Origin of the sequence: Tessaracoccus coleopterorum (genome assembly GCF_011174705.1) — a bacterium.
Classification (GTDB): Bacteria; Actinomycetota; Actinomycetes; order Propionibacteriales; family Propionibacteriaceae; genus Arachnia; species Arachnia coleopterorum.
The window spans coordinates 3098093-3125032 of the sequence record NZ_JAANIJ010000001.1; the positions used below are offsets into that span (position 1 = coordinate 3098093).

The 26940-nt window shown below is 68.6% G+C and carries 39 protein-coding genes and 13 pseudogenes; 43 read left to right on the plus strand and 9 right to left on the minus strand.

The features are described 5' to 3' along the window. Window positions 1-5 precede the first annotated feature (5 nt). From G7085_RS31235 to G7085_RS35685, 28 genes and pseudogenes are all read left to right on the plus strand, one after another. Window positions 6-440: a WCX domain-containing protein gene (locus G7085_RS31235; protein ID WP_197512190.1), complete on the plus strand. Its 435-nt coding sequence runs from the start codon at window positions 6-8 to the stop codon at window positions 438-440. Next, window positions 434-688 (plus strand): hypothetical protein, encoded by a 255-nt coding sequence (locus G7085_RS31240; protein ID WP_197512191.1) that lies wholly within the window; start codon window positions 434-436, stop codon window positions 686-688. The genes G7085_RS31235 and G7085_RS31240 overlap by 7 nt, the downstream gene beginning before the upstream one ends. Beyond that, window positions 685-1128: a helix-turn-helix transcriptional regulator gene (locus tag G7085_RS19865; protein ID WP_197512192.1), complete on the plus strand. Its 444-nt coding sequence runs from the start codon at window positions 685-687 to the stop codon at window positions 1126-1128. The genes G7085_RS31240 and G7085_RS19865 overlap by 4 nt, the downstream gene beginning before the upstream one ends. Window positions 1129-1138: 10 nt before the next feature. After that, window positions 1139-1324, plus strand: coding sequence for a hypothetical protein (locus tag G7085_RS19870; protein WP_197512193.1), 186 nt, complete (start codon window positions 1139-1141; stop codon window positions 1322-1324). A gap of 52 nt (window positions 1325-1376) precedes the next feature. After that, complete coding sequence (locus G7085_RS31245; RefSeq protein WP_197512194.1) at window positions 1377-1616, plus strand: twin-arginine translocase TatA/TatE family subunit; 240 nt, start codon at window positions 1377-1379, stop codon at window positions 1614-1616. A gap of 63 nt (window positions 1617-1679) precedes the next feature. Continuing rightward, window positions 1680-2380, plus strand: a pseudogene (tatC, locus tag G7085_RS19880) (twin-arginine translocase subunit TatC). Between the two features lie 78 nt (window positions 2381-2458). Next, window positions 2459-2848, plus strand: coding sequence for a diacylglycerol/lipid kinase family protein (locus tag G7085_RS28040; protein WP_331715825.1), 390 nt, complete (start codon window positions 2459-2461; stop codon window positions 2846-2848). Then, window positions 2848-3371, plus strand: a pseudogene (locus G7085_RS28045) (hypothetical protein). The gene G7085_RS28040 and the pseudogene G7085_RS28045 overlap by 1 nt, the downstream one beginning before the upstream one ends. 182 nt (window positions 3372-3553) lie before the next feature. Next, complete coding sequence (locus tag G7085_RS28050; RefSeq protein WP_331715826.1) at window positions 3554-3865, plus strand: DEAD/DEAH box helicase; 312 nt, start codon at window positions 3554-3556, stop codon at window positions 3863-3865. After that, on the plus strand, window positions 3799-4524 hold the full coding sequence (locus G7085_RS28055) for a DEAD/DEAH box helicase (RefSeq protein ID WP_231979740.1): 726 nt from the start codon (window positions 3799-3801) through the stop codon (window positions 4522-4524). The genes G7085_RS28050 and G7085_RS28055 overlap by 67 nt, the downstream gene beginning before the upstream one ends. Before the next feature lie 41 nt (window positions 4525-4565). After that, window positions 4566-4814: a hypothetical protein gene (locus tag G7085_RS19905; protein WP_197512198.1), complete on the plus strand. Its 249-nt coding sequence runs from the start codon at window positions 4566-4568 to the stop codon at window positions 4812-4814. Continuing rightward, window positions 4736-5419 (plus strand): hypothetical protein, encoded by a 684-nt coding sequence (locus G7085_RS19910; protein ID WP_197512199.1) that lies wholly within the window; start codon window positions 4736-4738, stop codon window positions 5417-5419. Before G7085_RS19905 ends, G7085_RS19910 begins: the two co-directional genes overlap by 79 nt. Before the next feature lie 151 nt (window positions 5420-5570). Continuing rightward, a complete protein-coding gene (locus G7085_RS31250) occupies window positions 5571-5942 on the plus strand; it encodes a hypothetical protein (protein WP_197512200.1) in 372 nt (123 codons plus the stop codon). Then, a complete protein-coding gene (locus tag G7085_RS33395) occupies window positions 5825-6115 on the plus strand; it encodes a hypothetical protein (RefSeq protein ID WP_197512201.1) in 291 nt (96 codons plus the stop codon). Before G7085_RS31250 ends, G7085_RS33395 begins: the two co-directional genes overlap by 118 nt. 17 nt (window positions 6116-6132) lie before the next feature. Beyond that, window positions 6133-6894 (plus strand): annotated as a pseudogene (gene hisF / locus G7085_RS19925) (imidazole glycerol phosphate synthase subunit HisF). A gap of 33 nt (window positions 6895-6927) precedes the next feature. Further along, window positions 6928-7325, plus strand: a pseudogene (locus G7085_RS35680) (HIT family protein). A gap of 79 nt (window positions 7326-7404) precedes the next feature. Beyond that, window positions 7405-7527, plus strand: coding sequence for a hypothetical protein (locus G7085_RS31270; protein WP_269451924.1), 123 nt, complete (start codon window positions 7405-7407; stop codon window positions 7525-7527). After that, window positions 7515-7931 (plus strand): aromatic ring-opening dioxygenase LigA, encoded by a 417-nt coding sequence (locus G7085_RS19935; RefSeq protein WP_197512202.1) that lies wholly within the window; start codon window positions 7515-7517, stop codon window positions 7929-7931. Before G7085_RS31270 ends, G7085_RS19935 begins: the two co-directional genes overlap by 13 nt. A gap of 320 nt (window positions 7932-8251) precedes the next feature. Then, window positions 8252-9928, plus strand: a pseudogene (locus G7085_RS19940) (acetolactate synthase large subunit). Then, window positions 9925-10428, plus strand: a complete 504-nt coding sequence (gene ilvN / locus G7085_RS19945) for an acetolactate synthase small subunit (protein WP_197512203.1) — start codon at window positions 9925-9927, stop codon at window positions 10426-10428. The pseudogene G7085_RS19940 and the gene ilvN overlap by 4 nt, the downstream one beginning before the upstream one ends. A 26-nt stretch (window positions 10429-10454) precedes the next feature. Next, window positions 10455-11479: pseudogene (gene ilvC, locus G7085_RS19950) on the plus strand (ketol-acid reductoisomerase). A gap of 125 nt (window positions 11480-11604) precedes the next feature. Further along, window positions 11605-11892: a hypothetical protein gene (locus G7085_RS28065; RefSeq protein ID WP_231979741.1), complete on the plus strand. Its 288-nt coding sequence runs from the start codon at window positions 11605-11607 to the stop codon at window positions 11890-11892. Further along, a complete protein-coding gene (locus G7085_RS28070; protein WP_231979742.1) occupies window positions 11865-12029 on the plus strand; it encodes a hypothetical protein in 165 nt (54 codons plus the stop codon). Before G7085_RS28065 ends, G7085_RS28070 begins: the two co-directional genes overlap by 28 nt. 2 nt (window positions 12030-12031) lie before the next feature. Continuing rightward, window positions 12032-12220: a hypothetical protein gene (locus G7085_RS28075; RefSeq protein ID WP_231979743.1), complete on the plus strand. Its 189-nt coding sequence runs from the start codon at window positions 12032-12034 to the stop codon at window positions 12218-12220. Next, entirely contained in the window at window positions 12217-12516 is a 300-nt protein-coding gene (locus tag G7085_RS28080; RefSeq protein ID WP_231979744.1) for a hypothetical protein, read from the plus strand. Before G7085_RS28075 ends, G7085_RS28080 begins: the two co-directional genes overlap by 4 nt. After that, window positions 12510-12875, plus strand: coding sequence for a hypothetical protein (locus tag G7085_RS28085; RefSeq protein WP_231979745.1), 366 nt, complete (start codon window positions 12510-12512; stop codon window positions 12873-12875). Before G7085_RS28080 ends, G7085_RS28085 begins: the two co-directional genes overlap by 7 nt. Window positions 12876-13324: 449 nt before the next feature. Then, window positions 13325-13642, plus strand: a complete 318-nt coding sequence (locus tag G7085_RS19960) for a PTS sugar transporter subunit IIA (RefSeq protein ID WP_197512990.1) — start codon at window positions 13325-13327, stop codon at window positions 13640-13642. Beyond that, window positions 13639-13961, plus strand: a pseudogene (locus G7085_RS35685) (alcohol dehydrogenase catalytic domain-containing protein); the annotation flags it as partial. The gene G7085_RS19960 and the pseudogene G7085_RS35685, both read left to right, overlap by 4 nt. 8 nt (window positions 13962-13969) lie before the next feature. On the opposite strand, the gene G7085_RS35690 reads toward G7085_RS35685, so the two are convergent. After that, window positions 13970-14134: a hypothetical protein gene (locus G7085_RS35690; RefSeq protein WP_408647245.1), complete on the minus strand. Its 165-nt coding sequence runs from the start codon at window positions 14132-14134 to the stop codon at window positions 13970-13972. 43 nt (window positions 14135-14177) lie between these two features. On the opposite strand from G7085_RS35690, the pseudogene G7085_RS35695 reads away from it, so the two are divergent. Further along, window positions 14178-14315 (plus strand): annotated as a pseudogene (locus G7085_RS35695) (alcohol dehydrogenase); the annotation flags it as partial. A 175-nt stretch (window positions 14316-14490) separates the two neighbouring features. Here G7085_RS35695 and G7085_RS35700 read toward each other — a convergent pair. The 4 genes from G7085_RS35700 to G7085_RS28100 form a co-directional block, all read right to left on the minus strand. Next, window positions 14491-15240, minus strand: a complete 750-nt coding sequence (locus G7085_RS35700; RefSeq protein ID WP_408647233.1) for a putative PEP-binding protein — start codon at window positions 15238-15240, stop codon at window positions 14491-14493. Between the two features lie 8 nt (window positions 15241-15248). Then, window positions 15249-15464 (minus strand): putative PEP-binding protein, encoded by a 216-nt coding sequence (locus tag G7085_RS31280; RefSeq protein ID WP_331715827.1) that lies wholly within the window; start codon window positions 15462-15464, stop codon window positions 15249-15251. A gap of 79 nt (window positions 15465-15543) precedes the next feature. Continuing rightward, entirely contained in the window at window positions 15544-15867 is a 324-nt protein-coding gene (locus G7085_RS28095) for a PEP-utilizing enzyme (RefSeq protein WP_331715828.1), read from the minus strand. Continuing rightward, complete coding sequence (locus tag G7085_RS28100) at window positions 15864-16295, minus strand: phosphoenolpyruvate-utilizing N-terminal domain-containing protein (RefSeq protein ID WP_331715829.1); 432 nt, start codon at window positions 16293-16295, stop codon at window positions 15864-15866. The genes G7085_RS28095 and G7085_RS28100 overlap by 4 nt, the downstream gene beginning before the upstream one ends. 217 nt (window positions 16296-16512) lie before the next feature. Here G7085_RS28100 and G7085_RS28105 point away from each other — a divergent pair, with 217 nt between their 5' ends. Further along, on the plus strand, window positions 16513-16743 hold the full coding sequence (locus tag G7085_RS28105; protein WP_231980739.1) for a DeoR family transcriptional regulator: 231 nt from the start codon (window positions 16513-16515) through the stop codon (window positions 16741-16743). Here the strand turns inward: G7085_RS28105 and G7085_RS28110 are convergent. Then, on the minus strand, window positions 16667-16891 hold the full coding sequence (locus G7085_RS28110) for a hypothetical protein (RefSeq protein ID WP_231980834.1): 225 nt from the start codon (window positions 16889-16891) through the stop codon (window positions 16667-16669). The two genes, G7085_RS28105 and G7085_RS28110, sit on opposite strands and share 77 nt — an antisense overlap. Here G7085_RS28110 and G7085_RS19975 point away from each other — a divergent pair. The 4 genes and pseudogenes from G7085_RS19975 to G7085_RS19990 all read left to right on the plus strand — a co-directional run bounded on the left by G7085_RS19975 (window position 16788) and on the right by G7085_RS19990 (window position 18642). Further along, a pseudogene (locus G7085_RS19975) lies at window positions 16788-17287 on the plus strand (DeoR/GlpR family DNA-binding transcription regulator). The gene G7085_RS28110 and the pseudogene G7085_RS19975 overlap by 104 nt on opposite strands. A 359-nt stretch (window positions 17288-17646) precedes the next feature. Continuing rightward, window positions 17647-17949, plus strand: coding sequence for a hypothetical protein (locus G7085_RS19980; protein ID WP_197512204.1), 303 nt, complete (start codon window positions 17647-17649; stop codon window positions 17947-17949). A gap of 105 nt (window positions 17950-18054) precedes the next feature. Next, complete coding sequence (locus tag G7085_RS19985; RefSeq protein ID WP_197512205.1) at window positions 18055-18336, plus strand: hypothetical protein; 282 nt, start codon at window positions 18055-18057, stop codon at window positions 18334-18336. Between the two features lie 40 nt (window positions 18337-18376). Continuing rightward, window positions 18377-18642, plus strand: a pseudogene (locus G7085_RS19990) (HPr family phosphocarrier protein). 75 nt (window positions 18643-18717) lie between these two features. Here the strand turns inward: G7085_RS19990 and G7085_RS19995 are convergent. Together G7085_RS19995 and G7085_RS20000 are read right to left on the minus strand one after the other, a co-directional pair. Then, the gene (locus G7085_RS19995; protein ID WP_197512206.1) at window positions 18718-18915 is read right to left on the minus strand and encodes a hypothetical protein; all 198 of its coding nucleotides are present in this window, start codon (window positions 18913-18915) and stop codon (window positions 18718-18720) included. Window positions 18916-18937: 22 nt separating this feature from the next. Beyond that, window positions 18938-19138 carry a hypothetical protein gene (locus G7085_RS20000; RefSeq protein ID WP_197512207.1) on the minus strand — a complete coding sequence of 67 codons (201 nt, stop codon included), beginning with the start codon at window positions 19136-19138 and terminating at the stop codon, window positions 18938-18940. Window positions 19139-19469: 331 nt separating this feature from the next. On the opposite strand from G7085_RS20000, the pseudogene mgtE reads away from it, so the two are divergent. The 9 genes and pseudogenes from mgtE (at window position 19470) to G7085_RS20035 (ending at window position 25738) form a co-directional block, all read left to right on the plus strand. Beyond that, a pseudogene (mgtE, locus tag G7085_RS20005) lies at window positions 19470-20740 on the plus strand (magnesium transporter). A gap of 571 nt (window positions 20741-21311) precedes the next feature. Beyond that, window positions 21312-21569 (plus strand): FadR/GntR family transcriptional regulator, encoded by a 258-nt coding sequence (locus G7085_RS31290; protein ID WP_197512210.1) that lies wholly within the window; start codon window positions 21312-21314, stop codon window positions 21567-21569. Next, window positions 21569-21979, plus strand: a complete 411-nt coding sequence (locus tag G7085_RS20020) for an FCD domain-containing protein (RefSeq protein WP_269451927.1) — start codon at window positions 21569-21571, stop codon at window positions 21977-21979. Before G7085_RS31290 ends, G7085_RS20020 begins: the two co-directional genes overlap by 1 nt. A 60-nt stretch (window positions 21980-22039) precedes the next feature. Further along, window positions 22040-22273, plus strand: coding sequence for a hypothetical protein (locus G7085_RS28115; protein ID WP_231979747.1), 234 nt, complete (start codon window positions 22040-22042; stop codon window positions 22271-22273). Further along, window positions 22273-22869, plus strand: a complete 597-nt coding sequence (locus G7085_RS28120) for a four-carbon acid sugar kinase family protein (protein WP_231979748.1) — start codon at window positions 22273-22275, stop codon at window positions 22867-22869. The genes G7085_RS28115 and G7085_RS28120 overlap by 1 nt, the downstream gene beginning before the upstream one ends. Then, window positions 22866-23456, plus strand: coding sequence for a nucleotide-binding domain containing protein (locus G7085_RS28125; protein ID WP_231979749.1), 591 nt, complete (start codon window positions 22866-22868; stop codon window positions 23454-23456). Before G7085_RS28120 ends, G7085_RS28125 begins: the two co-directional genes overlap by 4 nt. A gap of 31 nt (window positions 23457-23487) precedes the next feature. After that, window positions 23488-23766 carry an NAD(P)-binding domain-containing protein gene (locus tag G7085_RS31295; protein WP_269451928.1) on the plus strand — a complete coding sequence of 93 codons (279 nt, stop codon included), beginning with the start codon at window positions 23488-23490 and terminating at the stop codon, window positions 23764-23766. Beyond that, entirely contained in the window at window positions 23676-24386 is a 711-nt protein-coding gene (locus tag G7085_RS31300) for an NAD(P)-dependent oxidoreductase (RefSeq protein ID WP_269452238.1), read from the plus strand. Before G7085_RS31295 ends, G7085_RS31300 begins: the two co-directional genes overlap by 91 nt. Window positions 24387-24456: 70 nt before the next feature. Continuing rightward, window positions 24457-25738, plus strand: a pseudogene (locus tag G7085_RS20035) (GntP family transporter). 109 nt (window positions 25739-25847) lie between these two features. On the opposite strand, the pseudogene G7085_RS20040 reads toward G7085_RS20035, so the two are convergent. Continuing rightward, a pseudogene (locus G7085_RS20040) lies at window positions 25848-26899 on the minus strand (3-isopropylmalate dehydrogenase). Between the last annotated feature and the right edge of the window lie 41 nt (window positions 26900-26940).

Here is a 26940-nt window from a genome sequence, read left to right on the forward strand (position 1 = left end):
GAGGGGTGGCCCATTCGTTCGGCCGGGTCGTTCCCGACGAATGGCCCGACCTGCCTGCCGGTTACGCGGCCTACCGGGTGGCATTGGCCACCCCGGAGGCAATCGTCCACGAGGTCGCAGCGGCCGGCCCTGACGCGATCCTGCTGGACCCGCCGGAGCTGCGCGAACGCGTCATCGCCCACCTGCGTGGGTCGCATCATGAGGTCCGACGCACAGCTCACCCGCCTGCTCCGGCTGGTGCCCTACCTGTCCACCCGTCCCGGGTGGAGGTGTCGAGCGTCGCCTCCGCCTTCGGGGTCAGCGACCGGCAGATCATCCGTGACCTCGAGGTGCTCCAGTTCTGCGGTTTGCCCGGCGGCTACATCGACGACCTGTTCGACGTCGACATCGAGGCGGTGCGGGATGAGGGCGCATCGACTTCCGCAACGCGGAGGTGCTGAGCCGCCCGCTGCGGCTACGGACGGCCGAGGCCGCGAGCCTGCTCGCCGCACTGAGGCTCGTCGTCGACGTGGCCGGGCAGTCGGAGGCCGCGGCCAGCGCCCTCGCCAAGCTCGAGGCGGCCGTCGGAGTCGATGACGACAAGCTCCAGGTGGCGGTCGAACCGAGTGACCCGGGCCACCGCGCCGCGCTGGACGGCGCAGTCAGCGCCCGCAACGTCGTGCGCCTGCGGTACCGGAAACCCGGATGACGGAGGAGTCGACCGCAGACGTCGAACCCGCGGGGCTCCGACTCGTCGACGGGTACACCTACCTCGACGCGTGGAGCAGACCCCGCCAAGCGTGGCGCAGCTTCCGGCTCGACCGGATCGTCTCCGTCGAGGTGCTGCCCGAGACATTCGAGCCGCGGGGTGAGCCCACCACCGGATGGTTCGACGATGTGCCCCGTCGCCTCGGCGTCACGGTCACCAGGCAGGCGGCCTGGATCGTCGAGTACTACCCGACGAGCGAGGTCGTCAACCACGGTGACCGGCTGGAGGTGACGTTCCCCGTTGCGAGCGAGGAATGGGCGGTCGGCCTGCTGCTGCGGCTGGGTGACCAGCTGCTCGCGGTGTCCGATCCCGCCCTGCGTGAGACCGCCCGCGTCCGGGCCGCCGCCGCGCTTGCGCACTATCGCGCCCGAGTGAAGTAGCATCACCCGGGTGATCTGGATCGTGGTGTTGGGCGCTCTCGCGCTTGCCGGGGCGGTGGCGCTCGTGGTGTACGGGGTCGGCCTCGTACACAGGGCCGCCGACGTCCGCCATGAGGCCGACGTCGTCGTCGGCAGGCTCACCGAGGTGCGCTCCCTCCTGGGACGCCTCGATTGGTCGTCGCTGCGGCGCGACTAGACTGAAGCAATCGCACGCGGCGGAACTCTCGCCGCAGAAGAAGGGAAATGCCATGCCACTTGGTGGTTGGGAACTGGCCATCGTGCTCGTCGTGGCCATGCTGCTGTTCGGCGGCTCGCGGATCGCCGGTATCGGCAAGGCCGCCGGACGCTCGATCCGTGAGTTCAAGGACGAGGTCAAGACCGTGGACGGGAGAAGGCCAAGGATGAGGTCGTCGAGGCCGAGATCGTCCAGCCCGAGATCGATCGCAACAAGCCCGAGAGCTGATCGACTTGTCCGCCGCAACAGCTGAGCCGGCCGAGAAGCCTCGCCGGTTCGGGTGGCTGCGGCCCCGGAGGGTGGCCCCGACGGCACCATGAGCCTGTACGACCACCTGCGGGAGCTGCGCTACCGCATCACGGTGTCGGCCGCGGCGATCCTGCTCGGTGCCATCGGCTGCATCTTCATCTACAAGCAGCTGATCGAACTGATCCTCGCCCCGTGGAAGAGCGCCCAGGAGGTGCTCAACACCCGGCTCGACACCGAGACCATGCTCGTCAACACCGGCGTCACCCAGGCGTTCACGCTCGCGGTGCTCGTCTGTGTACTGGGAGGTGTCGCGCTGGCGGCCCGGTATGGCTGTGGCAGATCTGGTCGTTCGTCGCGCCCGGCCTCGTGGCGAAGGAGAAGAAGTACGCCCTCGGGTTCGTGGCCGTCTCGCTCCCGCTGTTCTTCGCCGGTGCCCTGCTGGGCTACACCGTGTGGCCGAAGGGCATCGAGGTGCTCCTGGGATTCACACCCGAGAACCAGCAGATCACCAACCTCCTCGACATGGCCAACTTCCTCGGTATGGAGGTCAAGGTCATGCTCGTCTTCGGGCTGAGCTTCCTGCTTCCGGTCGTCGTGGTGGGCCTCAACATGGCTGGCGTGGTGCGCGGCTACCAACTGAAGAAGGCGCGCAAGGGCGTCATCTTCGGGCCGTCATCCTGGCCGCGGTCGCCACGCCGACCACCGACCCGTTCTCCATGCTCGCCCTTTTCGTCCCCATCACCGCCATGTTCTTCATCGCAGAGGTGATCTGCCGGGCCGCGGACAAGAGGCGGGCATCACCGAGGAGGAGGCCACGCAGTTCGTGATCGACATCGAGGATGGTAAGTGAGCCGCGAGCTCGCCAAGCCCCGCCTCGTCAGCGTCATCTGCAACGAGCGCTCGGGCGGTGGCAGGGCGGGGAGGGTGCTGCCGAAGGTGGCGACCCGGCTCCATGAGGGCCTCCCCAATGCCGAACTCCACATCGTGAAGTCCACCTCCTACGAACAGGCCCGCGACCACACCCGCTCCGTCGCGCTCTCCGCCAGGCCCGGCGACATCGTCGCCGTAATGGGCGGCGACGGGATGGCCCACCTCGGCCTCAACGCCTGCGCGGGCACCGATGCGACGCTCGCGGTGATCCCGGCTGGCACCGGAAACGACCTCGCACGCGGCGCAGGCATCCCCGGCAACGTGCACGACGCCGTCGAGGCTCTGGTGCGGGCAGGACCCGGGTGATGGACCTGTCGCTGCTGCGCAATTCCAGCGGCAGCCGGTATGTCGGTGCCGTCGTTTCCAGCGGCTACGACGCGCGGGTCAACCGCGCCACCAACGACATCCGGTTGCGGTTCGGCGCGCTCAGCTACGGCTACATCGCCCTGCGGGAACTCGCAGCCTTCTCCCCGCTGCACTACCGGCTCACCGTCGATGGCGTCGAGCGGGAGGTCGACGCCATGATGGTCGCGATCGCCAACACCGGCGTCTTCGGGGGAGGCATGCAGATCGCCCCGACGCCGACCCCACCGACGGGTTGCTCGACGTCACCATCATCCACGAGGCGACGCGCGGCCAACTGCTGCGCCTGCTCCCGTCGGTCTACAGCGGCAAATTCGTCACCAACCCCGTCGTCGAGCGGTTCCGGGCACGCGTCGTGTCGTTCGAGGGCGACGGCCTGTTCGTGATGGGCGACGGCGAGGAGATGGGCGAGGTGCCCGCCACCGTCCAGAGCGTGCCTGGGATCCTCAAACTGATCGTCGGGTAGTTTTGGAGGCGTGCCGCTCGACGACTTCACCTCGCTCTACCCCTACACCCTCGACGACTACCAGCTGACGGCCTGCCGTGAGCTCGGGCGGGCGCCGGCGTGCTCGTCGCGGCCCCCACAGGTGCGGGGAAGACGGTCATCGGCGAGTTCGCCGTGCACCTCGCTGTCGAGAGCTCCCGCAAGTGCTTCTACACCACCCCATCAAGGCCCTGTCGAACCAGAAGTACCACGACCTGGTCGAGCGGTACGGCCCCGACCGTGTCGGGCTCCTGACCGGTGACTCGTCGGTCAACCCCGAGGCGCAGATCGTGGTGATGACCACCGAGGTGCTGCGCAACATGATCTACGCGGGCTCCCCGACCCTGAGCAACCTGGGCTACGTCGTGATGGACGAGGTGCACTACCTGGCCGACCGTTTCCGGGCGCGGTGTGGGAGGAGGTCATCCTCTCGCTCGCGGAGTCGGTGCAGATCGTCGCGCTGTCGGCCACCGTGAGCAACGTCGAGGACTTCGGCGACTGGCTGCGCACCGTGCGGGCCACACCGCGATCGTCGTGTCGGAGCGCAGGCCGGTGCCGCTGTTCCAGCATGTGCTCGTGGGCCGCAAGCTGGTGGACCTCTTCGAGGGGTCGCCCCGACCGCCATGGAGCTGCCGAGCGAGCGGGCCGCAAAGGTGAACCGGGAACTGCTCCAGGTGAGCAGGGGAGAGGCCACCCGGGTCCGCGACGACTCACGGCGACCGCGGGGCCGGTCGGGGCGCGGGCGTCCGACCACCACGCGGGGATCGGGCCAGTACGGGGAGGAACCCATCCGCGCTTCGCGGGTGGTAGGCCCACCGGCCGGGGCGAGATGGCCATTGTGCTGGAGCGCGCCTCCCTGCTGCCCGCCATCTGCTTCATCTTCTCCCGCGTCGGGTGCGACGCGGCCGTGCGGCAGGTCGCGGACGGCGGCATCACGCTGACCAACCGCGCGGAGGCCCGCCTGCTCGGCGAGATCGCCGACCGGCACACTGCGGGGCTCGCGGCGGCCGACCTCGAGGCCCTCGAATACGAGCGGTTCCGTGACGCCCTGATGGCGGGCGTGGCCGCCCACCACGCCGGGCAGTTGCCCGCCTACAAGGCGATCGTGGAGGAGGGGTTCTCGACGGGGCGCTGAAGCTGGTCTTCGCCACCGAGACCCTCGCGCTCGGCATCAACATGCCCGCCCGTACGGTCGTGATCGAGAAGCTCGTCAAATACAACGGGGAGTCGCACGTCGACATCACCCCCGGCGAGTACACCCAGCTGACCGGTCGGGCCGGTCGCCGTGGCATCGACGTCGAGGGCCACGCCGTCGTGGTCTGGCAGTCGGGCATGGACCCCGAGCCGTGGCGGGCCTCGCGTCGCGCCGCACCTACCCGCTGCGCTCGTCGTTCGCGCCCAGCTACAACATGGCGGTCAATCTGATGGCGACGATGGGACCGGTCCGCTCCCGTGAACTGTTGGAGCAGTCGTTCGCGCAGTACCAGAGCGACAAGACCGTCGTGCAGGCCTCGCGCGTGGAGCGCAACCTCGCCGCCGACCTGGCCAGGGCCCGTGAGGCCCTCGACTGCCACCTTGGCGACGCCATGGCCTACGCCCGGCTGCGCGACCGCATCGGCACCCTGGAGGCCGAGTCGTCCAGGGCGCGTCGGGCCGGGAAGGGTGAGGCGATCGCACGGTCGATGACGACGCTGCTGGCCGGCGACATCGTGCACATCCCGCGCCAGGGCTGGAGCGTGGTGCTCAACGTCGGGCAGAAGCAGCGCCGCGACGCCGAGCCCTGGGTGCAGATCATCTCGGCCGACCACACCGTTCTCAAGTTGCAGCCCCACGACCTGCGCGGCCCGTTGGAGCCCGTGGGCGGGTGCGCGTCCCACGTGACTTCTCGCTGCGCGACCGGCGCTCCAGGAGGGCCCTGCTCAGCGCGATGTCGGACCGGATCGAGCAGACCGACCCCGACATCCCGGACACCGCGCTCCCCACCGACGACGAGGTGGCCGCCGAGATCCTGGCACTCCGCGCCGAGCTGAAGGCGCACCCGGTGCACTCCTGCCCCGACCGGGAGACCCATGCGGTCGAGGCTGCGCGCATCATCCGCCTCGAACGTGAGACGGCCGACCTGCGCGCCCGCACCACGGGCGGGCCAACTCCCTCGGTGTCCAGTTCGACCGCGTCTGCGCCGTGCTCACCGAACTCGGCTACCTGGTCGACGACGAGCTCACCGACGCGGGCCGGATGCTGCGCCGCGTCTACAACGAGCTCGACCTCGTGGCCGCCGAATGCGTCCGTAGGGGCGTGTTCGACGGGCTCGATCCCGCCCAACTCGCCGCGGTGCTGTCGACGCTGGTCTACGAGTCGAGGCCGAGCCGCGACGCCGCCCATCCGCGGATGCCGGACCCCGTCTCCGAGCGTTCCCAGTCGGAGCTGCGGTCGGTGTGGCGCGAGGTCGGCCAGGTCGAGCGCGCCCACGGGCGCGACAGGGCCGCGAGCCCGACATCGGCTTCGCGGAGGCCGCGTGGCGGTGGTCGAGCGGCCAGGAACTGGCGAAGGTGATCGGCAACACAGGCCTGCCCGCCGGCGACTTCGTGCGCTGGGTGCGGCAGGTGATCGACCTCGCCGGCCAGCTCGCCAATGCGGTCGGGCCGGGCGAGATTCGCAGAACGTGCCACGGGGTGGCCGACTCGATGCGCCGAGGTGTGGTGGCCGCCGACATGAGCGAGGACTGAGCGGTAGCCTGACGCCCATGTCAGTTGCCCTGCGCGTCATCCCCTGCCTCGACGTCCACGACGGCCGCGTCGTCAAGGGCGTCAACTTCACGAACCTGCGCGACGCAGGCGACCCGGTCGAGCTCGCCGCGAAGTACTCCGCCGACGGTGCCGACGAGCTCACCTTTCTCGACATCTCCGCCTCCTCGGATGGTCGCGCCACCACCCGCGACATGGTCTCCCGGTGCGCCGAGACGGTGTTCATCCCGTTGACGGTCGGCGGCGGGGTCCGCTCCGTCGAGGATGTCGACCTCCTGCTGCGTTCCGGGGCGGACAAGGTGGGCATCAACACCGGCGCCCTCGCCAACCCGGGGTGATCGACGAGATCACCGCCCGGTTCGGCAACCAGGTGCTCGTCCTGTCGCTCGACGCGCGCCGCGAGGAGGGCACGGCGTCGGGTTTCGGTGTGACGACCCACGGCGGCCGCCGCTCCGCAGGCATCGATGCCATCGCGTGGGCCAGGGAGGCCTGCGCAAGGGGGTGGGGAGATCCTGCTGAACTCGATGGATGCCGACGGCACCACCGACGGGTTCGACCTGGAGATGACCGCTGCCGTCCGCGCCGTGGTTGATGTGCCCCTGATCGCCTCCGGCGGGGCGGGCACCGTGCAGCACTTCGTGGAGGCCGCCCGGGTCGGCGTCGACGCCCTCCTCGCGGCGAGCGTCTTCCACTACGGAACCCTCACCATCGCCGAGGTCAAGGCGGGTCTCAGGGATGCCGGTTTCGAGGTCAGGCTCTGACTGCTTTTCAGCCAATGGAATAGGAGAAAAACAATGGATTGTCTTTTCTGTGCCATCGCGGCCGGTGATATCCCGTCGCACAGGGTTTATGAGGACGATGTTGCGTACGCATTTCTGGACATCTCCCCGTGGCAGGTGGGACACACCCTCGTGATCCCGAGGCGGCATTCGGTCGACGTTCTCGAGGACGACGCGGTGCTCGCGGAGATCGCACCGTCGGTGGCGCGGGTGGGCGCCTGCTGCGTGAGCGGTTGGGCGCCGACGCCTGCAACGTGATGTCCAACGCCGGGGCGGTCGCGGGTCAGGAGGTGTTCCACAGCCATGTCCACGTGCTGCCCAGGTATGCCTCCGCGCCGGGGATGGCGAACCTCAAGGTGGTGGTCGAGGAACCGGTCGAGGTCACCGCCCAGAGGGTCAACGGGGCACGATAGCGCACGGCCTTCGGAGCCTTAACGGGGCCCCCCAATTAAGGGTTTCCTCATTTCGGGGTATGTTGTTTCCCATCAAGGCGTGGACGCGCCTGAAACAACCAAGAAAGGGACCTCAATGAAGGCCACCAAGATCGTCGGCATCTTGTCGATCGTTGCCGGGATTGTCATGATCGTCGCCGGCGCACTCACGTGGGCACCGTGACCTCGCAGCTGCAGGCCGAGAAGATCACCGTCCCTGGTGACTCGCAGCTTCTGGGCGGCGCCTTCGCGGGCAAGCCGGTCGGCGGCCCCCTGACCGCGTACGCCCAGGCTGACGCCATCAACATGCACGCCATGAAGGCTTCGGAGGGCAAGACCTACGCCGAGCTCGGCGCGCTCGCCACCGCGGCCAAGGAGGCAGGCGACACCGAGGCCGCCGATGCCTACCAGAACCAGCGCAACACCGTCATGAACGGCTCCTTCCTGCGCGCCTCGCTGTTCAGCTCCGTCATCGCCTACGGCGTCGCCGCCCTGGTTATGGGCCTCGGGCTGATCATCGGCCTCATGGGTTGGGCGCTGACCACGATCCGTCCGCAGGTCGTCGCGGTGGAGCAGACCACCGTCTGATCGCAGCATCACAACGGCTGAAGGGCCGGGACCCGATGGGTCCCGGCCCTTCCGTCTTATATTCCGGACTCCGCACGGTGAACCCTTGACAGCGGTGGGGACAGCCGCGAAGGTGTACCCATGCCCATCAGCCGGCCCGTACTTATCCCATAGCGCTTCGCTGCATCAAGCTCCGAAGCGCTCCCTCGTGTGCCCAAGTCGGGCGACGGGGTTTTTTCTTGGGTACACGTCAACCGGCACAACGCGAAGGGAGAGGCTGTGGCAGACACCGATGGTCAGGTCATGACGGGGCGCAGGCGCTCGTCGAGTCCCTCGAACGAATGGGCGTCGATGTAGCCTTCGGGATCCCCGGCGGCGCGATCCTGCCCGCGTACGACCCGCTCTACGATTCGAAGATCCGCCACATCCTGGTGCGTCACGAGCAGGGCGCGGGGCATGCCGCGGAGGGATACGCCATGAGTTCCGGACGGGTCGGCGTCTGCATCGCCACCTCCGGCCCCGGCGCCACGAACCTCGTCACCCCCATTGCGAACGCCTACATGGACTCCACCCCTTGGTGGCGATCACGGGACAGGTCAACAGCACGTCGATCGGCACCGATGCGTTCCAGGAGGCAGACATCCGCGGCATCACGATGCCGATCACGAAGCACTCCTTCCTGATCAAGGAGGTCTCCGGCATCCCCTTGGCGGTCAAGGAGGCCTTCCACATCGCGTCGACCGGCCGCCCCGGCCCGGTGCTCGTCGACATCGCCAAGGACGCCCTCGTCGCGAAGGCGCCCTTCGTCTGGCCCGAGGAACTCGACCTGCCGGGCTACCGTCCGACGGTCCGTCCGCACGCGAAGCAGATCCGGGCAGCGGCGAAGATGATCTCCGAGTCGAAGCGGCCTGTCCTCTACGTCGGCGGTGGGTCTCCCTCGCCCGCGCGCAGGACGAGCTCGCCACCTTCGTCGAGAAGACCAGGATCCCCGTCGTGACCACCCTGATGGCGCGCGGCGCGTTCCCCGACAGCCACGAGTTGAACATGGGCATGCCCGGCATGCACGGCACCGTCGCGGCGGTGGGTGCACTCCAGAAGTCCGACCTGCTGATCGCGCTCGGCACCCGCTTCGACGACCGCGTCACGGGCAAGCTCGACAGCTTCGCCCCGGAGCGCTCGTCATCCATGCCGACATCGATCCCGCCGAGATCGGCAAGAACAAGGCGGTCGACATCCCGATCGTCGGGGACGTCAAGCTGACGCTCGAGGCGCTCAATGAGGCCATCGACGCCTACGACCGACCCGAGGCCGACGCGTGGCGTAGGCAGTTGGGCGGAATGAAGGCCCGCTACCAGCCGCGCTGGGAGGAGGCGCCCGACGGGCAGCTCTCCCCGCAGGAGGTCATCCAACGGATCGGGCAGCTCAGCCCGCCCGATACCATCTATGCCGCCGGCGTCGGCCAGCACCAGATGTGGGCGGCGCACTTCCTGCCCCACGAGCAGGTCGGCAAGTGGATCAACTCCGGCGGCGCGGGAACCATGGGCTTCTGTGTGCCGGCAGCGATGGGGGCCAAGGTCGCCAACCCTGACACCACGGTGTGGGGCATCGACGGCGACGGCTGCTTCCAGATGACCAACCAGGAACTGGTCACCTGCGCGATCAACAACATCCCCATCAAGATTGCCGTCATCAACAACAACGCACTCGGCATGGTGCGCCAGTGGCAGTCGCTCTTCTACGAGGGACGCTATTCCAACACCGATCTCAAGACCGAGTCGGTGCCGAACTTCCCGCTGCTCGCGGAGGCGATGGGCTGTGTCGGCCTCCGTGCCACCAACGAGCAGGAGATGGACGACGTCATCCGGCAGGCGTTGGAGATCAACGACCGCCCGCTCGTGGTCGAGTTCGTCGTCCACAAGGACGCGATGGTGTGGCCGATGGTGCCCGCGGGCACCAGTAACGATGAGATCCGTGTCGCGAAGGACATGGCGCCCCAGTGGGAAGAGGAAGTGCTGTGAACAACCACACCCTGTCCATCCTTGTCTCCAACCGACCGGGTGTCCTGACCCGGATCGCGGCGCTCTTCTCCAGGCGCGGGTTCAACATCCAGTCGCTCGCCGTCGGCCCGACCGAGCGGGAGGAGATCTCCCGCATGACGGTGGTGGCACAGGTGGCCGACGACGCCGCGCTCGAGCAGATCGTCAAGCAGCTCAACAAGCTGGTCGAGGTCCGCAAGGTCCTGGAGCTCGGGGCGAACTCCGTGCGCCGCGAGATGGTGCTGGTCAAGGTGCGGGCCGACGTCCACACCCGCAGCCAGGTCATCGACGTCGTGTCGCTCTTCCGCGGCAAGGCCGTCGATGTCTCGTCCGAGACCATCACCGTCGAGGCGACGGGCAGCGACGAGAAGCTCGCCGCACTGTTGGAGATGTTGGCGCCGCACGGCATCATCGAACTCGTCCAGTCCGGGCAGGTTGCGCTCGGACGCGGCACCCGGATCCTCACCGAAAAAGCAAAGTAGAAACCCCAACAAGGAGAAATCGTCCCATGGCAGAAATGTTCTACGACTCCGACGCCGACCTCTCGATCATCCAGGGTCGCTCGGTCGCCGTGATCGGCTACGGCTCGCAGGGTCATGCCCACGCGCTCAGCCTGCGCGACTCGGGTGTCGACGTGCGCGTCGGCCTGCGTCCCGGCTCGAAGTCGGCCGCCAAGGCCGAGGCTGAGGGCCTGCGGGTCCTCCCCGTGGCGGAGGCCGTCGAGGAGGCCGACCTCATCATGATCCTGGCGCCCGACCAGGTGCAGCGCACCGTCTACAAGGAGGAGATCGAGCCGCACCTCACCCCGGGTGACGCGCTCTTCTTCGCGCACGGCTTCAACATCCGCTACGGCTACATCACCGCGCCGGAGGGCGTCGACGTGTGCATGGTCGCCCGAAGGGCCCCGGGCACCTCGTCCGTCGTGAGTACGTGGACGGCCGCGGTGTCCCCGCGATCGTCGCCGTCGAGGTCGACGCCACCGGCAACGCCTGGCCGCTCGCCCTCTCCTACGCGAAGGGGATCGGTGCGCTCCGCGCCGGCGGCATCAGGACCACCTTCACCGAGGAGACCGAGACCGACCTCTTCGGTGAGCAGGCCGTGCTCTGCGGCGGCGCCTCCGCGCTCGTCCAGGCAGGCTTCGAGACGCTCGTCGAGGCCGGCTACCAGCCGGAGGTCGCCTACTTCGAGTGCCTCCACGAGCTGAAGCTGATCGTCGACCTCATGTACGAGGGTGGCATCGCCAAGCAGCGCTGGAGCGTCTCCGACACCGCCGAGTTCGGCGACTACGTCTCCGGCCCGCGCGTCATCGACGCCCGCGTGAAGGAGAACATGTCGGCCGTGCTCACCGACATCCAGAACGGCGCCTTCGCGAAGCGTTTCATCGATGACCAGGATGCGGGAGCCCCCGAGTTCAAGGCGCTCCGCGCCAAGGGCGAGGCGCACCCGATCGAGGCCACCGGGCGTCAGCTGCGCGGCTTGATGAGCTGGGTCAAGAGCGCTGACGACTACACCGAGGGCAGCGTCGCCCGCTGATCGCCGCACCCGCACAGAGGGCCGGTACCCACCAGGGTGCCGGCCCTTCGTCATCTCCGAAACAAAGGCAAACCAAAGTTTGGATTGTTTGGTTTGCCTTGACTTGTCCTGTTCTTGGGGTGAAGATGGTGTCAGTTCCCCCGCAGGGGAGCGGCACCGTCAGTCACAGACCATGGAGGGCGACAATGACGACGCTTCCCGACGCTCGCGTCAACAAGAACCTGGAGGGCCCCGGATTCCGGGCCCGCGTCCAGCGCTTCGGCGGCCAGCTCGCCGGCATGATCATGCCGAATATCGGCGCGTTCATCGCATGGGGCCTCATCACGGCAATGTTCATCGAGTCCGGATGGCTCCCCAATGCGACCCTCGCCGGCTCGTCGGCCCGATGCTCTACTTCCTGCTCCCGATCCTGATCGGACACACCGGTGGCCGGATGGTGCACGGGCAGCGCGGCGCGGTCATCGGCGCCATCGCCACCGCCGGCGTCATCATGGGCGGCATCACCGACTTCTCGACGCTCACCGGCACCCGATGTTCCTCGGCGCCATGATCATGGGCCCTGCGGCGGCCTGGATCCTCAAGCACTTCGACAAGCTCATCGAGGGCAGGGTCAAGCCGGGCTTCGAGATGGTGATCGACAACTTCTCGCTCGGCATCATCGGCCTGCTGCTCGCGATCCTCGGCACCCTCGGCGTCGGCCCCATCGTCTCGGTCATCATCACCGTGCTCGCCGGGGCGTGAACTGGCTCGTCGCCGCCGGCCTGCTGCCGCTGGCCTCGATCTTCGTGGAGCCCGCGAAGGTGCTGTTCCTCAACAACGCCATCAACCACGGCATCTTCACCCCGCTGGCCGCCATCGACGTCCAGGAGGCAGGCAAGTCGATCCTCTACATGGTCGAGTCGAACCCGGGCGCCGGCCTCGGTCTCCTCCTCGCCTTCATGTTCTTCGGCCCCGGTCGCTGCGCCCCTCCACCTCCGGCGCGATCGTCATCCACTTCCTGGGTGGTATCCATGAGATCTACTTCCCGTACGTGCTGATGCGCCCCGTGATGCTGATCGCCATGATCCTCGGCTCGATGTCGGGCCTGTTCGTCGCGACGATCACCGGCGCGGGCCTCGTCGGCCCTCCGTCGCCCGGGTCGATCATCGCCTACTTCGCCGTCACCCCGCCCACCGGCTACATCCCCATGATCCTGACGGTGCTCACGGCCACGGTCGTCTCGTTCGCCATCGCCTCGGCGCTGCTGCGCTTCGGCAAGGGCGCCGACGACTCCGCCGAGCTCGCTGCTGCGACGACCGCGGCCCCATCGCCGACGGCTCGCGTCCCGCCTCTGTCCCCGGCGGCGAGATCCGCAAGGTCGTCGTCGCCTGCGATGCGGGCATGGGCTCCTCCGTGATGGTTGCCGGGCAGTTGAAGAAGAAGCTGGCCCCTACGGCGTCGACGTCATCCACACCCCGGTCAACGAGATCCCGCACGACACCACCGTGGTGCTCACGCAGGAGGGCCTGGCCTCCAATGCGGCCAAGCGCGTCCCGAACTCGCTCATCGTGCCCTTCAAGTCGTACCTCGGCGACCCGGCCTTCGACCGCATCGAACAGGCCATCCGGGAGGGACGCGAGCTCACCGCCACCGGCCTGGGTGACCCGGTCGGGGCCGCGGCCTCGCCGACGGAGCCCGCCTCGGCGCCGGCCCGTAAGCCCCGCCCGAAGAAGCGTCTGCAGTCCGGCGTACTTCCCAGGGGAACGTGCTCCTCAACCAGCGCGCGGCCTCCAAGGAGGAGGCCATCCGGCTCGCCGGCCGGGTGCTCGTCGATTCCGGGCGGCCGAGCCGGGCTACGTCGATGGCATGTTCGCACGCGAGACCCAGACCAGCACCTACCTCGGCCAGGGCGTCGCGATCCCGCACGGCACGAACGAGGCACGGCGCTTCATCTCGAAGGCGGCGCTCGGCTTCATCCAGTTCCCTGACGGCGTCGACTGGGACGGTGAGACGGTGACGGTCGTCATCCCGATCGCCTCGAACAGCGACGAGCACGTCTCGATCCTGGCCGCGCTGGCCACCACGCTGGCCGACCCCGAAAACGCCGGGCAACTCCGTCACGCCACGAGCGTCGACGAGGTGCTCGACCTGCTGACGCCCCGGGAAGAGGAGATCCATTCATGAAGGCACTGCGCTACCACGCGCCCGGTGACGTCCGGATCGAGGAGGTGCCGGAGCCGACCTGCGGCCCCGCCGAGATCAAGATCCGGGTGCGCAACTGCTCCACCTGCGGCACGGACGTCAAGATCCGCGCCAACGGCCACGTCAACATCACCCGCGTCACGACCATGGGTCACGAGATCGCGGGGAGATCGTCGAGATCGGCGACCGGGTGGCGGGGCAGTTCGCGGTGGGTGACCGGGTGCAGGTGATCGCGGCGGTGCCATGTGGCGACTGCCACGAGTGCCGCAAGGGCTGGATGGCGGTCTGCCAGAACCAGACCTCCATGGGCTACCAGTACGACGGTGGGTTCGCCGAGTTCATGATCGTGCCGGAGGCCGTGCTGCGGGTCGGCGGACTCAACCCCGTTCCCGACGGGGTCGGGTTCGCGGAGGCCTCGGCGGCCGAGCCGCTCGCCTGCGCCATCAACGCGCAGGAACAGATCGACATCGGCAAGGGCGACTTCGTCGTCGTCTTCGGTGCGGGTCCGATCGGCTGCATGCACATCCGGGTCGCCCGAGGCCTCTATGAGGCGGGCACCATCGTGCTGGTCGACATCAACGAGGAGCGACTCGCCATGTCGGCCGCCGCCGTGCAGCCCGACGTCGTGGTGGACGCCTCGAAGACCGACGTGGTGGCGGAGATCATGCGCCTCACCGACGGCCGCGGGGCCGACGTGGTCATCACGGCGACCCCGCCAACGTTGTCCAGGAGCAGGCGGTCGCGATGGCCGCCCGCAACGGGCGGATCTCGTTCTTCGGCGGCCTGCCGAAGACCGACCCGACCATCACCCTCGACAGCAACCTGGTGCACTACCGCCAGTTGCACATCCACGGCGCCAATGGCTCGGCCCCGAGCATCACCGTCGGGCGTTGGGCTACATCGCCACGGGCAGGATCCCGGTCGGCGACCTCATCACCGAGCACGTCCCGCTCGAGAGGGCAGCGGAGGCCCTCGACCTCGTCGCCGCAGGGGCGGCCATCAAGGTGACCGTCGAGCCCTGAGCGGCGGCACATGGAGGAGCCCGGGTGAAGGGCCCCGGGCTCCCGCTCTGTGTGCAGGTCAGGCGAGCAGTTCGCGCGCCAGTTCCTTTGCATCCCGGGAGTTGCGTGCCCCGATGACGCCACGCGCGACCTCCCGGCACTCTTCAGCCGTGACCTTCCCGAGCTGCACCCGACCGCGGGAATCGCATTGGTGGCCATCGACAGCGAGGAGATGCCGAGCCCGATCAGCACACAGGCCAGCAGCGGGTCGGCGGCGGCCTCGCCGCACACCCCCACGGGCTTACCAGCCTTCCGGCCAGCCTCGGCGGCCAACCTGATGAGCCGCAGCACGGCCGGCTGCCAGGGATCGGTGAGGGCCGCCAGACGGCTCGACATGCGGTCGGCCGCCATCGTGTACTGCGTGAGGTCGTTGGTGCCGATGGAGAAGAAGTCGACCTCGGCGAGGAACTGCTCGGCGAGCAGTGCCGCCGAGGGCACCTCGATCATGATGCCGGGCGACAGGTTGCGCTCCCGGCACATGGTCGCAAACTCATAGGCCTCGTCGACGGTGGCCACCATCGGCGCCATCACCCACGGGTGGTCACGCCGTTGTCCTCCGCGGCCTGCGCGATCGCGTCGAGCTGGCGCTCGATGATGCCCTCGTTGGTCCAACCGAGCCGGATCCCGCGGACGCCGAGCGCTGGGTTCTCCTCGTGCTCGTGGTTCGCGAACGGCACCGGCTTGTCGGAGCCTGCGTCGAGGGTGCGCACAACCACCTTCCGGTCGGGGAAGGCGGCGAACACCTCGCCGTAGATGCGGCCTGCTCGGCGACGCTGGGCTCGGTGCGGGCGGTGAGGAAGCAGAGTTCCGTGCGGAACAGGCCTACGCCCTCTGACGACCCTCGGACGCCTTGCGCGCGGCCGCACCGTCCTGCACGTTGGCGAGGAGCTGCACGTGCACGCCGTCCGCTGTCAGGGCCGGGCCGCGCCACGCCCGGATCTCCGTCTGGAGCGCGGTGTCCTGTTCCACGAGGCGCCGGGCCTCCTGCTCGTCCGGGCCGACCGTGAGGATGCCGTTGGTGCCGTCGACGAGCAGCATCGCGCCCTCAACGACCTGATCCAGCGTGGTGGCAGCCACGACGCACGGGATGCCGAGCTGCCGCGCGATGATCGCGGTATGGCTGGTGGGGCCGCCGAGCCGGGTCACGAGCGCCTTGACGAGGCTCGGGTCGAGCCCGGCGGTGTCGGCGGGGCCAGGTCCTCGGCGCAGAGGATGACCTCGTGGGTCGGCGTCTGTACGCCGGGTTCCGGGAGGCCCATGAGCTCGGCGATGACGCGGTTGCGGATGTCGCGCAGGTCGGTGGTCCGTTCCGCCATCACGCCGCCCAGCTTCTCGAACTGTGCCACGAAGCCGTCGATGGCCTGCGTGGTGGCGGACTCGGCCGTGTCGCCGGCGTTGATCGCCTTCGTCGCGGTGCGCAGCCAGCCGCGGTCGCGGGCGAGGGCGGCCGTCGCGCCCAGCACCTCCGTCGCGACGCCCGTTGCCGCACTGGCGCGGGCTGCGAACCGTTCCGCGACGGTCTCGGCTGCGGCCTTGAAGCGCTCCACCTCCGCGGGCCGCGACTCCTCGGGCACCTGACCGGTGACGGGCGGGGGACGGGCGCGGGTCGGGCCCACGCGACAGGGCGTACGCGAAACCGGAGACCACTCCGGTGCCTCGCAGGGACAGTGCTTCCATGAAGCCTCCACGGTGAGGGACCTTACGGCCTATCCTCGCCATTGGAGGTCCGATAGTCAACATTGAACCCTTGGTTTTTGTGGGATCATGTCTGTATTGGTTTTCTGGGAGTGGATGGAGCGACATGTACGCGGAGGAACGCCAGCACGAGATCGTGACCCTCGCGAGGGTCTGGGACGGGTGTCCGTCACCGACCTCGCCGGCAGGTACGGCGTCACGCCTGAGACGATCCGGCGCGACCTCGACGCGCTCGCGGTCCGTGGTCTGCTCAGCCGGGTGCACGGGGGGCCGTGCCTGTCGACAAGCTGCGGTTGGCGGAGGCGTCGCTGCGGGAGCGCCAGGTGACGGTGCCCGAGCAGAAGTTGGCCATCGCCGAGCGGGCCGTCGCGCTGCTTCCTGACCGCGAGGAGCTCACACTGTTGATCGATGCCGGCACCACAACCGCGCGGATGTGTGGGCTGCTGCCGTCGAGGGTGTCCATGGTGGTCACCAACTCGGTGCCGATCGCGGGGGAACTCGCCGACCGCGGTGACGTCGGTGTCCTGCTGCTCGGTGGTCAGGTGAGGGGGTTGACGCAGGCGACCGTCGGGCCGAGGCGCACGAGGCCCTCGGGCGGCTGCGCGTGGACGCGGCCTTCATCGGGGCGAACGGCTTCTCGTTGGATCACGGCTTCTCCACGCCCGACCCCACGGAGGCAGCCATCAAGCGTGCGATGGTCGCCGCGTCCCGCAATGTCTATGTGCTGGCCGACTCGTCGAAGTTCGGTGCCGACTATCTCGTCGCGTTCGCCGGGTTCGGCGATGTCGATGCACTCGTGACGGACGGTCGGCTCGACCGGGATTCGCTCGCCGCGCTGGAGGCGGCCGACCTGCGCGTCGAGACAGCCTGATCCTGTTTTGTGTTGGTTTGAGTTGGAATGCCTTGCTTTGGGATGGTGCTTGGGGTATTTTCGGACATGATCCGAGAGTGGAGGCGTCGAAATGGCTGACGAAGTGGTCACCCTAACCGCTAATCCGAGCGTCGACCGGACGATCGTCCTGGATGGGCCCTTGGAGCGCGGGCAGGTCCAACGTACCGGACACGTCACCGAGCAGGCCGGTGGTAAGGGCCTCAATGTGGCGAGGGTGCTCGCGGGGCCGGGGTGCGGGTGGTCTCGCTCGCGCCCGCCGTCGACAACTCCTACCGGCTGCTCGCGGCCGTGCCGCCGTCGGGCAACCTGCTCGCCCGCTCCCTGCCTGCGGGAGCCGGGTGCGGATCAACACCGCCGTCACCGAGCCGGACGGCACCACGACGAAGATCAACGAGCCTGGGCTCATGGCCCGGGCCGACGACCTGGACGAGGTCGCGGCCAGGCTCGCGGAGTTGGCAGAGGGAGCGACCTGGGTGGTGCTGAGCGGGTCGCTCCCACCGGGCGCCCCGTCGACTGGTACCCGCGGCTGGCCGCCCGCTCGGTTGCCGGGTCGCCGTCGACACCTCCGGGCCGTACCTGCGCGCCGTCGTCGCCGCGCTACCCGAGGTCGGGGTCGACCTGCTGAAGCCGAACTCCGATGAGCTCGCCGAGCTCACCGGCGGTGACGCGGTGGCCTTCGAGGAGGCGGCCGCGCGCGGCGAGGTCGGCGAGATCGCCGCGGCCGCCGCGGCCTCGTCTCCGCCGGTGTGACGAATGTGCTCGTCACCCTCGGAGGATCGGGTGCAGTCCTGGTCACCACCGATGGCGCCTGGTTCGCACCCCACCCGAGATCGCCGTCCGCAGCACCGTGGGTGCGGGGACTCGTCGGTGGCGGGCTTCATCCTCGCCGACCTGCGGGGGACGGCCCGGCGGGTTGCCTCGCCAGCGCCGTCGCGTACGGGTCGGCCGCCGCCGCGCTGCCCAGTACCACGCTGCCGCGACCCATGGACGCCGAGTCCCTGGTGCCCACAGTTGTCGCCGTGGGATGATTCCACGAGCGATAAGGAAGCCAACTCAGAGGAGAGATTCATGGCAAGCAAGACCGTTGTCGTCGGCTCGACCGTCGGCCTGCACGCCCGTCCCGCAACGCTGGTCGCCCAGGCGGCCGCGGAGTTCGATGACGATGTGACCCTGCGGCTCGCGGACGGTGACCCCGAGGATGCGGTCGATGCCGGCTCGTCGATGATGATCATGTCGCTCGGGCGGCGGCCGGCGCCGAGGTCGTCGTCGAGTCCGACAACGAGGAGGCCGTCGACAAGGTCGCGGCCCTCATCGAGCAGAACCTGGACGCCTGAGAGGGTCGAAGGTCCGCCCGCGCTGAGAGTGCGGCCCTGGCGGGCGCGGCCCGGGCCGCCGGGTGGCGGGCCCTGTCAGGGAGTCGGGTTGGCCGCCTCGTCCTCGACCACGGGGATCCAGGCGTCGGCCGACACGATGGCGGTGGCCGTCGCCGGGTCGAGCAGGCCGTGCGTCTCCCGGACGGAGATGGTGACCTGCCGGCCCGCCCGATCGATGAAGGTCCAACTGGCGGGCGTGCCCGGCTTTCCATCGGCCGCGCCGTCCAGGTACATCAGGTCACCTCCCTCGACCGGGTCAGGGTGCACATGGGAGACACGCAGTTGGCGGGGTCGCCATAGGTGTACTCCGGCCCGATGAGCATGTCGCCGGGGCAGAGAGCGAGCCGTTGCTCAGGGTGAAGCTGACCCACCTGCCCGGGTTGTCGGCCACGCGTGCGTCCGAGTAGTCCGAGAGCGTCATACCTTCGGGCAGGAGGGTGGAGAGGATCTCGTACATCTCGCTCGCCCTCTCCGCCCTGTCAGGCACGGGGCCCGGGCGTCTCGGAGGCGGGGTGGGGCCGGTGGGGTGCCGGGTCCGTTACCGGGTGCGACATCGGCTGTCGGGCCGACGATGGAGATCACGCCGACGCCGAGCGCGCCAACCAGCGTGACGGCGCTGACACCTGTGATGGCGCGCCGGGCGCTCCTCCTTCTTCATCCTCACTACGCTCCGCCGACCGCCGGACGTTTCACCTCGCCCGGGTGTTCATCCCCAATCCTGGCTCCGGTCGGTTCTGCCCGGGAGAGGTGAGGCAATAGGCTGACGATCGGCTGGAAGGAGGCAAACGATGCAGGAACCGACCGAGGCGCACGAGATCGCCGACAGCATCGCCCGGCTCTCCGACGTCGAGGCGGCCCTGGAGTTCCGATCGCTTCCGAAGGACCTGGGCCTCGAGGTGTTCGAGGAACTGGAGGCCTTCGATCAGCAGCGCATCCTGTCCGGGTTGCGCGAGGACGCCTACCAGCAGGTGCTCGAGGATCTGCATCCTGACGAGCGCTCGCGGCTGCTGCAGGAGGCGCCGGCCACCGTCGTGAAGCGCGCGCTCGCCGGCCTCAGCGCCGGAGAGCGGGAGGTGACGGCGCGGCTCCTCGGGTTCCCGCGCGGGTCGGTCGGCCGGATCATGTCGCCCGAGGTCGTCACCCTTCCGGAGGATCTCCTCGTCGGCGAGGCGATCGAGCTGGTGCGCGGCAAGGGCCGCGCGGCCGACAACGTCAACACGCTCGCCATCGTCGACCGCTCGCGGCGCCTTCTCGGCCCGCTCCCGCTCAGCCTCCTCGTGCTCGCCGAGCCGTCCGCACGCCTCTCCGATCTGGTGGACCGTAGCGCGGTGGTGGTCGCGGCGACCGAGCCGGCCGAGCAGGCTGCCCGTCTCATCCAGGAGACCAACCAGGCGAACCTGCTGGTTGTCGACAGCGAGCACCGGCTCATCGGCCTGCTCTCCTATGACGATGCGATGGAGGTGCTGGAGGAGGCCGACTCGGAGGATGTGGCCAGGCTGTCCGGCGCCGAGCCCTGGGAGGGGCATTACGTCTCTGTCGGCGTCTTCCGGCTGGCCCGGTACCGGGCGCTCTGGCTGAGCCTGCTGCTGGTCGCGGCGACGCTCACCGTGTCCGTGACGCAGGCCTTCGAGGACACCCTGGTGAAGGTGGCGGCGCTGGCGTTGTTCATCCCGATGCTGATCGGCGCGGGCGGCAACGCCGGCGCCCAGGCCGCCACCGCGTCGGTGCGGGCCCTGGCCGTGGGCGAGTTGCGGTTCTCCGACCTGCCCAGGGTGCTGTGGCGCGAGTTCCGGGTGGGGCTGCTGCTCGGCCTGATGCTGGCGGCGCTCGGCCTGGTCGTCGGGGCGCTCTTCGTGGGCTGGCAGGTCGCGCTGGTGGTGGCGAGCAGCCTGGTGGTGGTGTGTGCCTGGGCCGCCTCCATCGGGGAGCCATGCCGCTGGTGGCCAAGAAGATCGGGATCGACCCGGCCGTGGTGTCGGCGCCGCTGGTGACCACGCTCGTGGACGCAACCGGCCTGCTGATCTACTTCCTGATGTCCAAGCTCATCCTCAAGGTCTGAGCCCGGTCACCGGCTCTCGGGCGGCGGGAACTCCGCCCGTCGGAGCCGTTCGGGACGCCCTCCAGATAGGCGGGGCGATCCCCGACGATGTGCAGGAGGACGAGCATCTGGTTGGTGCCGCCGATGAGCACGAAGTCGGGCTCGCCGGCCGGTGCAGCCCCGCTCCCGGGGTGACCAGTTCGATTGATGGGCAGGTGCCGCACCCGCAGCGTTGTCCTGCGAGCACACCGTCGAGGTGCTGCAGCCAGGTGAAGCGCTGAGCGACATCGGGCTTGACGCCGAACGTGGTTCCGTGGCTGACGAGGTAGCGCGCCCAACCGATCTCGTCCGGGTGAGTGAACGTGCCATTCAGGCAGGTTATCGCCCGCCCGATGGGGGTTCGTCCGGGGTCGGGCAGCCGGCGGCTCGACCGTCGGCTGCCTGACCGTCCGTCAACGCTGGTGGCCCCATCGTGCAGAACCTCGACGCCTGAATCACCGGCCCTCCCAGGGCGGGGGATACCCTTGAGCGGATGGTTCGCGGTGGCGCCTGTGCGTCGTTTAAGGAGGCTCGCGTGATAGGGCGGAGCAGGGTGGATGAGGTCGTCGACTTCCTCCTGAATGGCATCGAGAACGGCACCTTCTCGATGGAGGAGCGGATTCCCTCGGAGGAGGCGCTTGCCGAACTTTCGGGCGCAAGCCGCCTCACCGTGCGAGAGGCCACCAAGGTGCTCGCAGGTCAGCGCGTACTCAAGTCGGTGCAGGGTAGTGGAACCTATGTCGCTCCCGTGGAGGAGTGGCTCTCCATTGACGCGCTGGTCAGGATCAAGCAGGGCACGCCCGTGAAGTGATGGCACAGCTTTTCGACGTGCGCGCGATGATCGAGGTCGGCGCGGCCGAGCGATTCGCCGAGTTGGCGTCGGAAGCCGAGCTGGTGTCGCTTGGCCTGCAGCTCGATGCGCTCGTCAGTGCGCATGCGCAGGGCGATGGCCTTGCCGCGGCCGACGCCGACTGGGCCTTCCATGACATCATCCTGCAGGGCTGTAGGAACCCCTTCCTCCTGGCCACGATGCAGCCGCTGGGTCGCGCTCTCCGGGAGGCCCGGCGGGCCACGTCCAACCTGCCCGTGATGCGGGAGCATGCCATCACGGAGCACGGCAGGATCCTCGAGGCTCTCAGGGCAGGGGACAGGGCGGCGGCGCGGGCGGCAATGCGGTCCCACATGCGTCAGACCCAGCGCGACTCGGAGCGCTACTTCTGACCCACCGTTGTCTCCTCCTGGTCCGTGTGTTACGGTGCAAGTCCTCAGAGGTCTGAGGACTTGCACAAGGAGGTGTACATGCAGAGCAGGCAGGAACTACTCACGGACCATCGTCCTCCCACGCCGATCGCTGCGGCCGAGGTGGCGGGGCGGAGACGCGACTCGCGTCAACTCGTCGTGCTGGACGACGATCCAACCGGTACCCAGTCGGTGGCCGACCTACCGGTCCTGAACTCATGGTCGAAGGAGGATGTGGCCTGGGCGCTCGGGACGGGTGCCCCGCCGTCTACGTGATGACGAACTCGCGCTCGCTCCCGGAGGCGGAGGCGGCGAACCGAAACCGCGAGGTCGTCGAGGCGTCCCTTCAGGCCGCCGACGAACTGGGATGCGAGGTCGATTTCGTGTCGAGGAGCGACTCGACGCTCCGTGGTCACTACCCACTCGAACCTGATGCGATCACGGGTGTGCTCACCACCCGTGGCGAAGCCATCGACGGTGTGATTCTCGTGCCCGCATTCGGCGAAGCGGGACGGATCACCGTTGACGGGATCCACTACGCGGGCAATGACCGCGACGGCTACGCACCGGTCGGAGACTCGGAGTTCGCACGGGACGCCACCTTCGGGTACGCGAGCTCTGACCTGCGCGATTGGGTCGCCGAGAAGTCCGGTGGCCGAATCCCGCGCAATGAGGTGGGACTCATCCGCCTCGACGACCTGCGCGGCGACCGCGACGCCGTTGTGGCCCAACTCCTGGGCGGCGCAGAGGTCATCGCGGTTGACATCGTCGAGGAGACCGATCTCAGGGCGCTCGCCCTCAGCCTGGCCGAGGCGGAGACGAAGGGAAGCGGTTCGTCTTCCGAGTCGGCCCGCCGTTCGTCCGCGCCATGATCGGCCAGGATGTCCGGCCGCCGCTCGACGGCGACCGACTGGCTGAGACCCTGCCGCCGGATGCTGAGGTCGGAGGACTCATCGTCGTCGGCAGCCACGTTGCGCTCACCACGCGGCAACTTGAGTATCTCGTCGCCGACCAGCAGCCCCATGAGGTTGAGGTTGATGTCGAACAGGTACTCGGGGCTGACAAGGGCACGTACCTGTCGGGAGTCGCCGATGATGTGGTGGAGCACCTCAGGTCGGGCAACGTCGTGCTCAGAACAAGTCGTGAACTCGTCCGTGGCAGGGACGGAGACGACTCGCTGCGGATAGCCCGGTCCGTCTCGGATGCGGTTGTCCAGGTGGTGCGCCGGACGTTGGCCGCAGCCAGGCCGCGCTTCGTCATCGCGAAGGGTGGCATCACCTCTTCAGACGTCGCGGCCCATGGACTGCAGATCGGGCGCGCTGTCGTGCGCGGCCCGATGCTCCCAGGCATCGTCTCTCTCTGGGAGCCGATCGACGGCCCCGCCGTCGGCATCCCTACATCGTTTTCGCCGGCAACGTCGGCGATGACTCATCCCTGGCGGTCGTCGCCAGGAAGCTGACCCACCCATCACTCAACGAGGAGTACCCGTCATGACCGAGCCAACAACCATCGCCATCCTCGGCCTCGGAGCCATGGGCCTTCCCATGGCCACCCGGCTGGCCGAGAAGTGGGGCGTGAAGGGGTTCGACCCGACGCCCGAACGCGCGGCCCTTGCAGAGGGCGGGGAGTGGAGACCTGCCCGTCGGCCCGTGAGGCGGCAACCGGGGCTGATGTCGTCCTGCTCGCCGTCCGCAACCGCGCCCAGCTCGATTCGGCCCTCTACGGAGATGACGGTGTCGCGGCGGTGTTGCGGCCAGGTGCGGTGGTGATCCTGACCTCGACCGTGGGGATCGATGCCGTTCGTGAGGTGTCGGCTGAGCTGGGGCGCTCTGCCATCGGCATGGTCGATGCACCCATTTCGGGTGGACCGGTGCGTGCGGGCAACGGGGATCTGCTCATCACCGTGGGTGCCGACGACGTGGCCTATGCCGCGGTCGAGCCGGTCCTTGACCATCTCGCCTCCACCCTGGTGCGGATCGGGGACCAGCCGGGAGACGGACAGGCGATGAAGACCGTCAACCAGTTGCTGTGCGGTGTGCACATCGCGGCTGGAGCCGAGGCGCTTGCCCTCGCCAGCGCGCTGGGACTCGACCCGGCGAAGGCGCTCGAAACACTCGGCGCGGGCGCTGCAGCCTCCTTCATGCTGGGCGACCGGGGCCCGCGCATGTTGGAGGCCTACGGCGAGGAGGGTGCCGAGGTGCGAAGTCGCCTGGACATCTTCGTCAAGGACATGGGGATCGTGACGACCGCTGCCCGTGCGGCGGGACTGGCCACGCCGATCGCGGCCGCGGCCGAAGGGCTGTACCTCATCGGTAATGCGCACGGCCAGGGTGGCATGGACGATTCGTCCGTCATCACGGTGATCGCACCGACCCGCCGGGAGCGGTGAAGTGGGTACGCTGGCGCTGTTGACCATCGCGATTGTGGCGGTCGCGGTGCTTCTCCTCCTTGTCATCAAGGTGGAACTTCCCGCCTTCGTGGCGATGCTGCTCGTGAGCATGGGGACCGCACTCGTGGCAGGCATTCCCGTTGGCGACGTCGTTCCAGTGATGGTCGCCGGGATGGGCAAGGTGCTCGGATCCGTCGCGATCGTTGTCGGTCTGGGATCGATGCTCGGACAGCTCATCGAGTCGTCAGGCGGAGCCGAGAACCTCGCCCGCACCTTCACGGAACGACTCGGCGAGAAGAGGGTGATCGCCGCCCTGTGTGCTGCGGCATTCATCCTGGGCATCCCGGTCTTCTTCGATGTCGGATTCATCATTCTTGCGCCCATCGTGTTCGGCTTCGCACGGGTCGCGAAGCTGAACCCGCTGAAGGTGGCGCTCCCAGTGGGCGCGATCCTCCTGACCGTGCATGTCGCCGTGCCTCCACATCCCGGCCCGGTGGCCGCTGCGGCGCAACTCGGCACCGATGTCGGGCTCATGACCCTTGTCGGTCTGGGAATCTGCGCCGTCGTCGCCGTCGTGGCGTTCTACGCGGCCAAGCTCTTCAAGGTTGACAAGATCGTGCTCGGCGCCTCACCGGCCTCCGAAGCGCGGGTCTCGGAATCCGGAGACCTCGACCGTTCGAAGGTGCCGAGCGCTGGCACCGTTGTCGGCCTGATTGTGCTGCCCATCGCACTGATCATGGTCGGATCGGTGCTCCAGACCGTGCTGGAGAAGGAGGCCCGCTCTACCCCATCGCGGCCTTCATCGGGGCTCCGACGACGGCACTGCTGGTGGGGCTGCTCGCGGCCTACATCGTCGTGGGCTCGAAGGCCGGCTGGAACCGGACCAGGCGCAGCTCGATCGCCGACTCGGCTCTGCCGACCGTGGCCATCATCATCTTCGTCACGGGTGCCGGCGGGGTGTTCGGCAACGTGCTTGTCGAGTCGGGGATCGGTGCTGCCCTCTCGGACTCGCTGTCCGCGGTGGGGATGCCGGTGATCGTCGCCGCCTACGTGATTTCGCTGGCGCTGCGCGCTGCGCAAGGCTCCGCCACGGTCGCGATCCTCACCACGGCCGGGCTTCTCACACAGGCCGTCGAGGTGGCGGGCTACTCCCCGATGCAGGTGGTCCTCATCACGCTTGCGATCGGATTCGGGGGCTCGGCATGTCACATATCAACGACTCGGGCTTCTGGATCGTGACGAAGTATCTCGGCCTGAGTGTCGGTGACGGACTCAAGACCTGGACGGTGCTGACCACGATCTGCGGACTCGTCGGCTTCGCCGTGACGGGACTGCTCTGGCTCGTCGTCTGACAACTCGGTGGGCCCCGGCCTCAGCGCCGGGGCCCACCGATTGTCTCCCCGTGAGGGGCTCAGGCCAGGCGGCCCGTGAGGGGCTCAGGCCAGGCGGCCCGTGAGGGGCTCAGGCCAGGCGGGCGGCGATCCGGTCGCCGGTCTCGACCGTGGAGGTGCGCGTCGTGCCCCGCTCCGCAATGTCGGAGGAGACCGCCGCATCGATCCGGGCTGCCAGTTCCGGGCGGCCGAGATGGTCGAGCAGCAGACCCATCGACGAGATCGCGGCCGTGGGATCGGCGATGCCCTTGCCCGCGATGTCGGGGCCGAGCCGTGCACCGGCTCGAACATCGACGGGAACTCGCCGCTCGGGTTGATGTTGGCCGACGCGGCCAGTCCGATTCCGCCGGTGACGGCCGCGGCGAGGTCGGTGACGATGTCGCCGAAGAGGTTGTCGGTGACGATGACGTCGAACTGCGAGGGATCGACCACGAGGGCGATCATCGCGGCGTCGATGTGCAGGTACCTGCGCTCGACGTCGGGGAACTCCTCGCCGACCGAGTTGAAGATGCGGTTCCACAGCGACCCGGCGTTGACCAGGACGTTGTGTTTGTGCAGCAGCGTCAGGTGGCCGCGGCGGGCCTGGGCGCGGCTGTAGGCGTCGCGCACGACGCGCTCCACACCGTAGGCGGTGTTGACCGACACCTCGGTGGCGAGTTCGTGTTGCGTCCCGACCCGCACCGCGCCGCCGTTACCGCAGTACAGGCCCTCGGTGCCCTCGCGCACCACCACGAAGTCGATGTTGCGGCCATCGACCACGGACGGCGCCAGCGGGGTGGGGACGCCCGGATACAACTTGGAGGGGCGCAGGTTGATCGCGTGGTCGAACGCGAACCGGAGCTTCAGGAGCAGCCCGCGCTCCAGCAGGCCGCTCGGGATCGCCTTCGAGCCCGGTGCCGCACCGACGGCGCCGAGCACGATGGCGTCGACCGCCTTCAACTCCTCGAGCACCGAATCGGGGAGCACCTCGCCGGTTCGCTGCCAGCGTTCGGCGCCGAGGTCATAGTGGACGAAGTCGAAGGCGTCGCGGCCCGCGACGGCGGTCAGCGCCTTCAGCGCCTCCGCGGTCACCTCAGGGCCGATACCGTCTCCGCCGATCACGGCGATCCTGGCTGAAGTCATGGGCGGAACCCTACGCGAGCCCCGCCGGGCGGTGCGTCGCG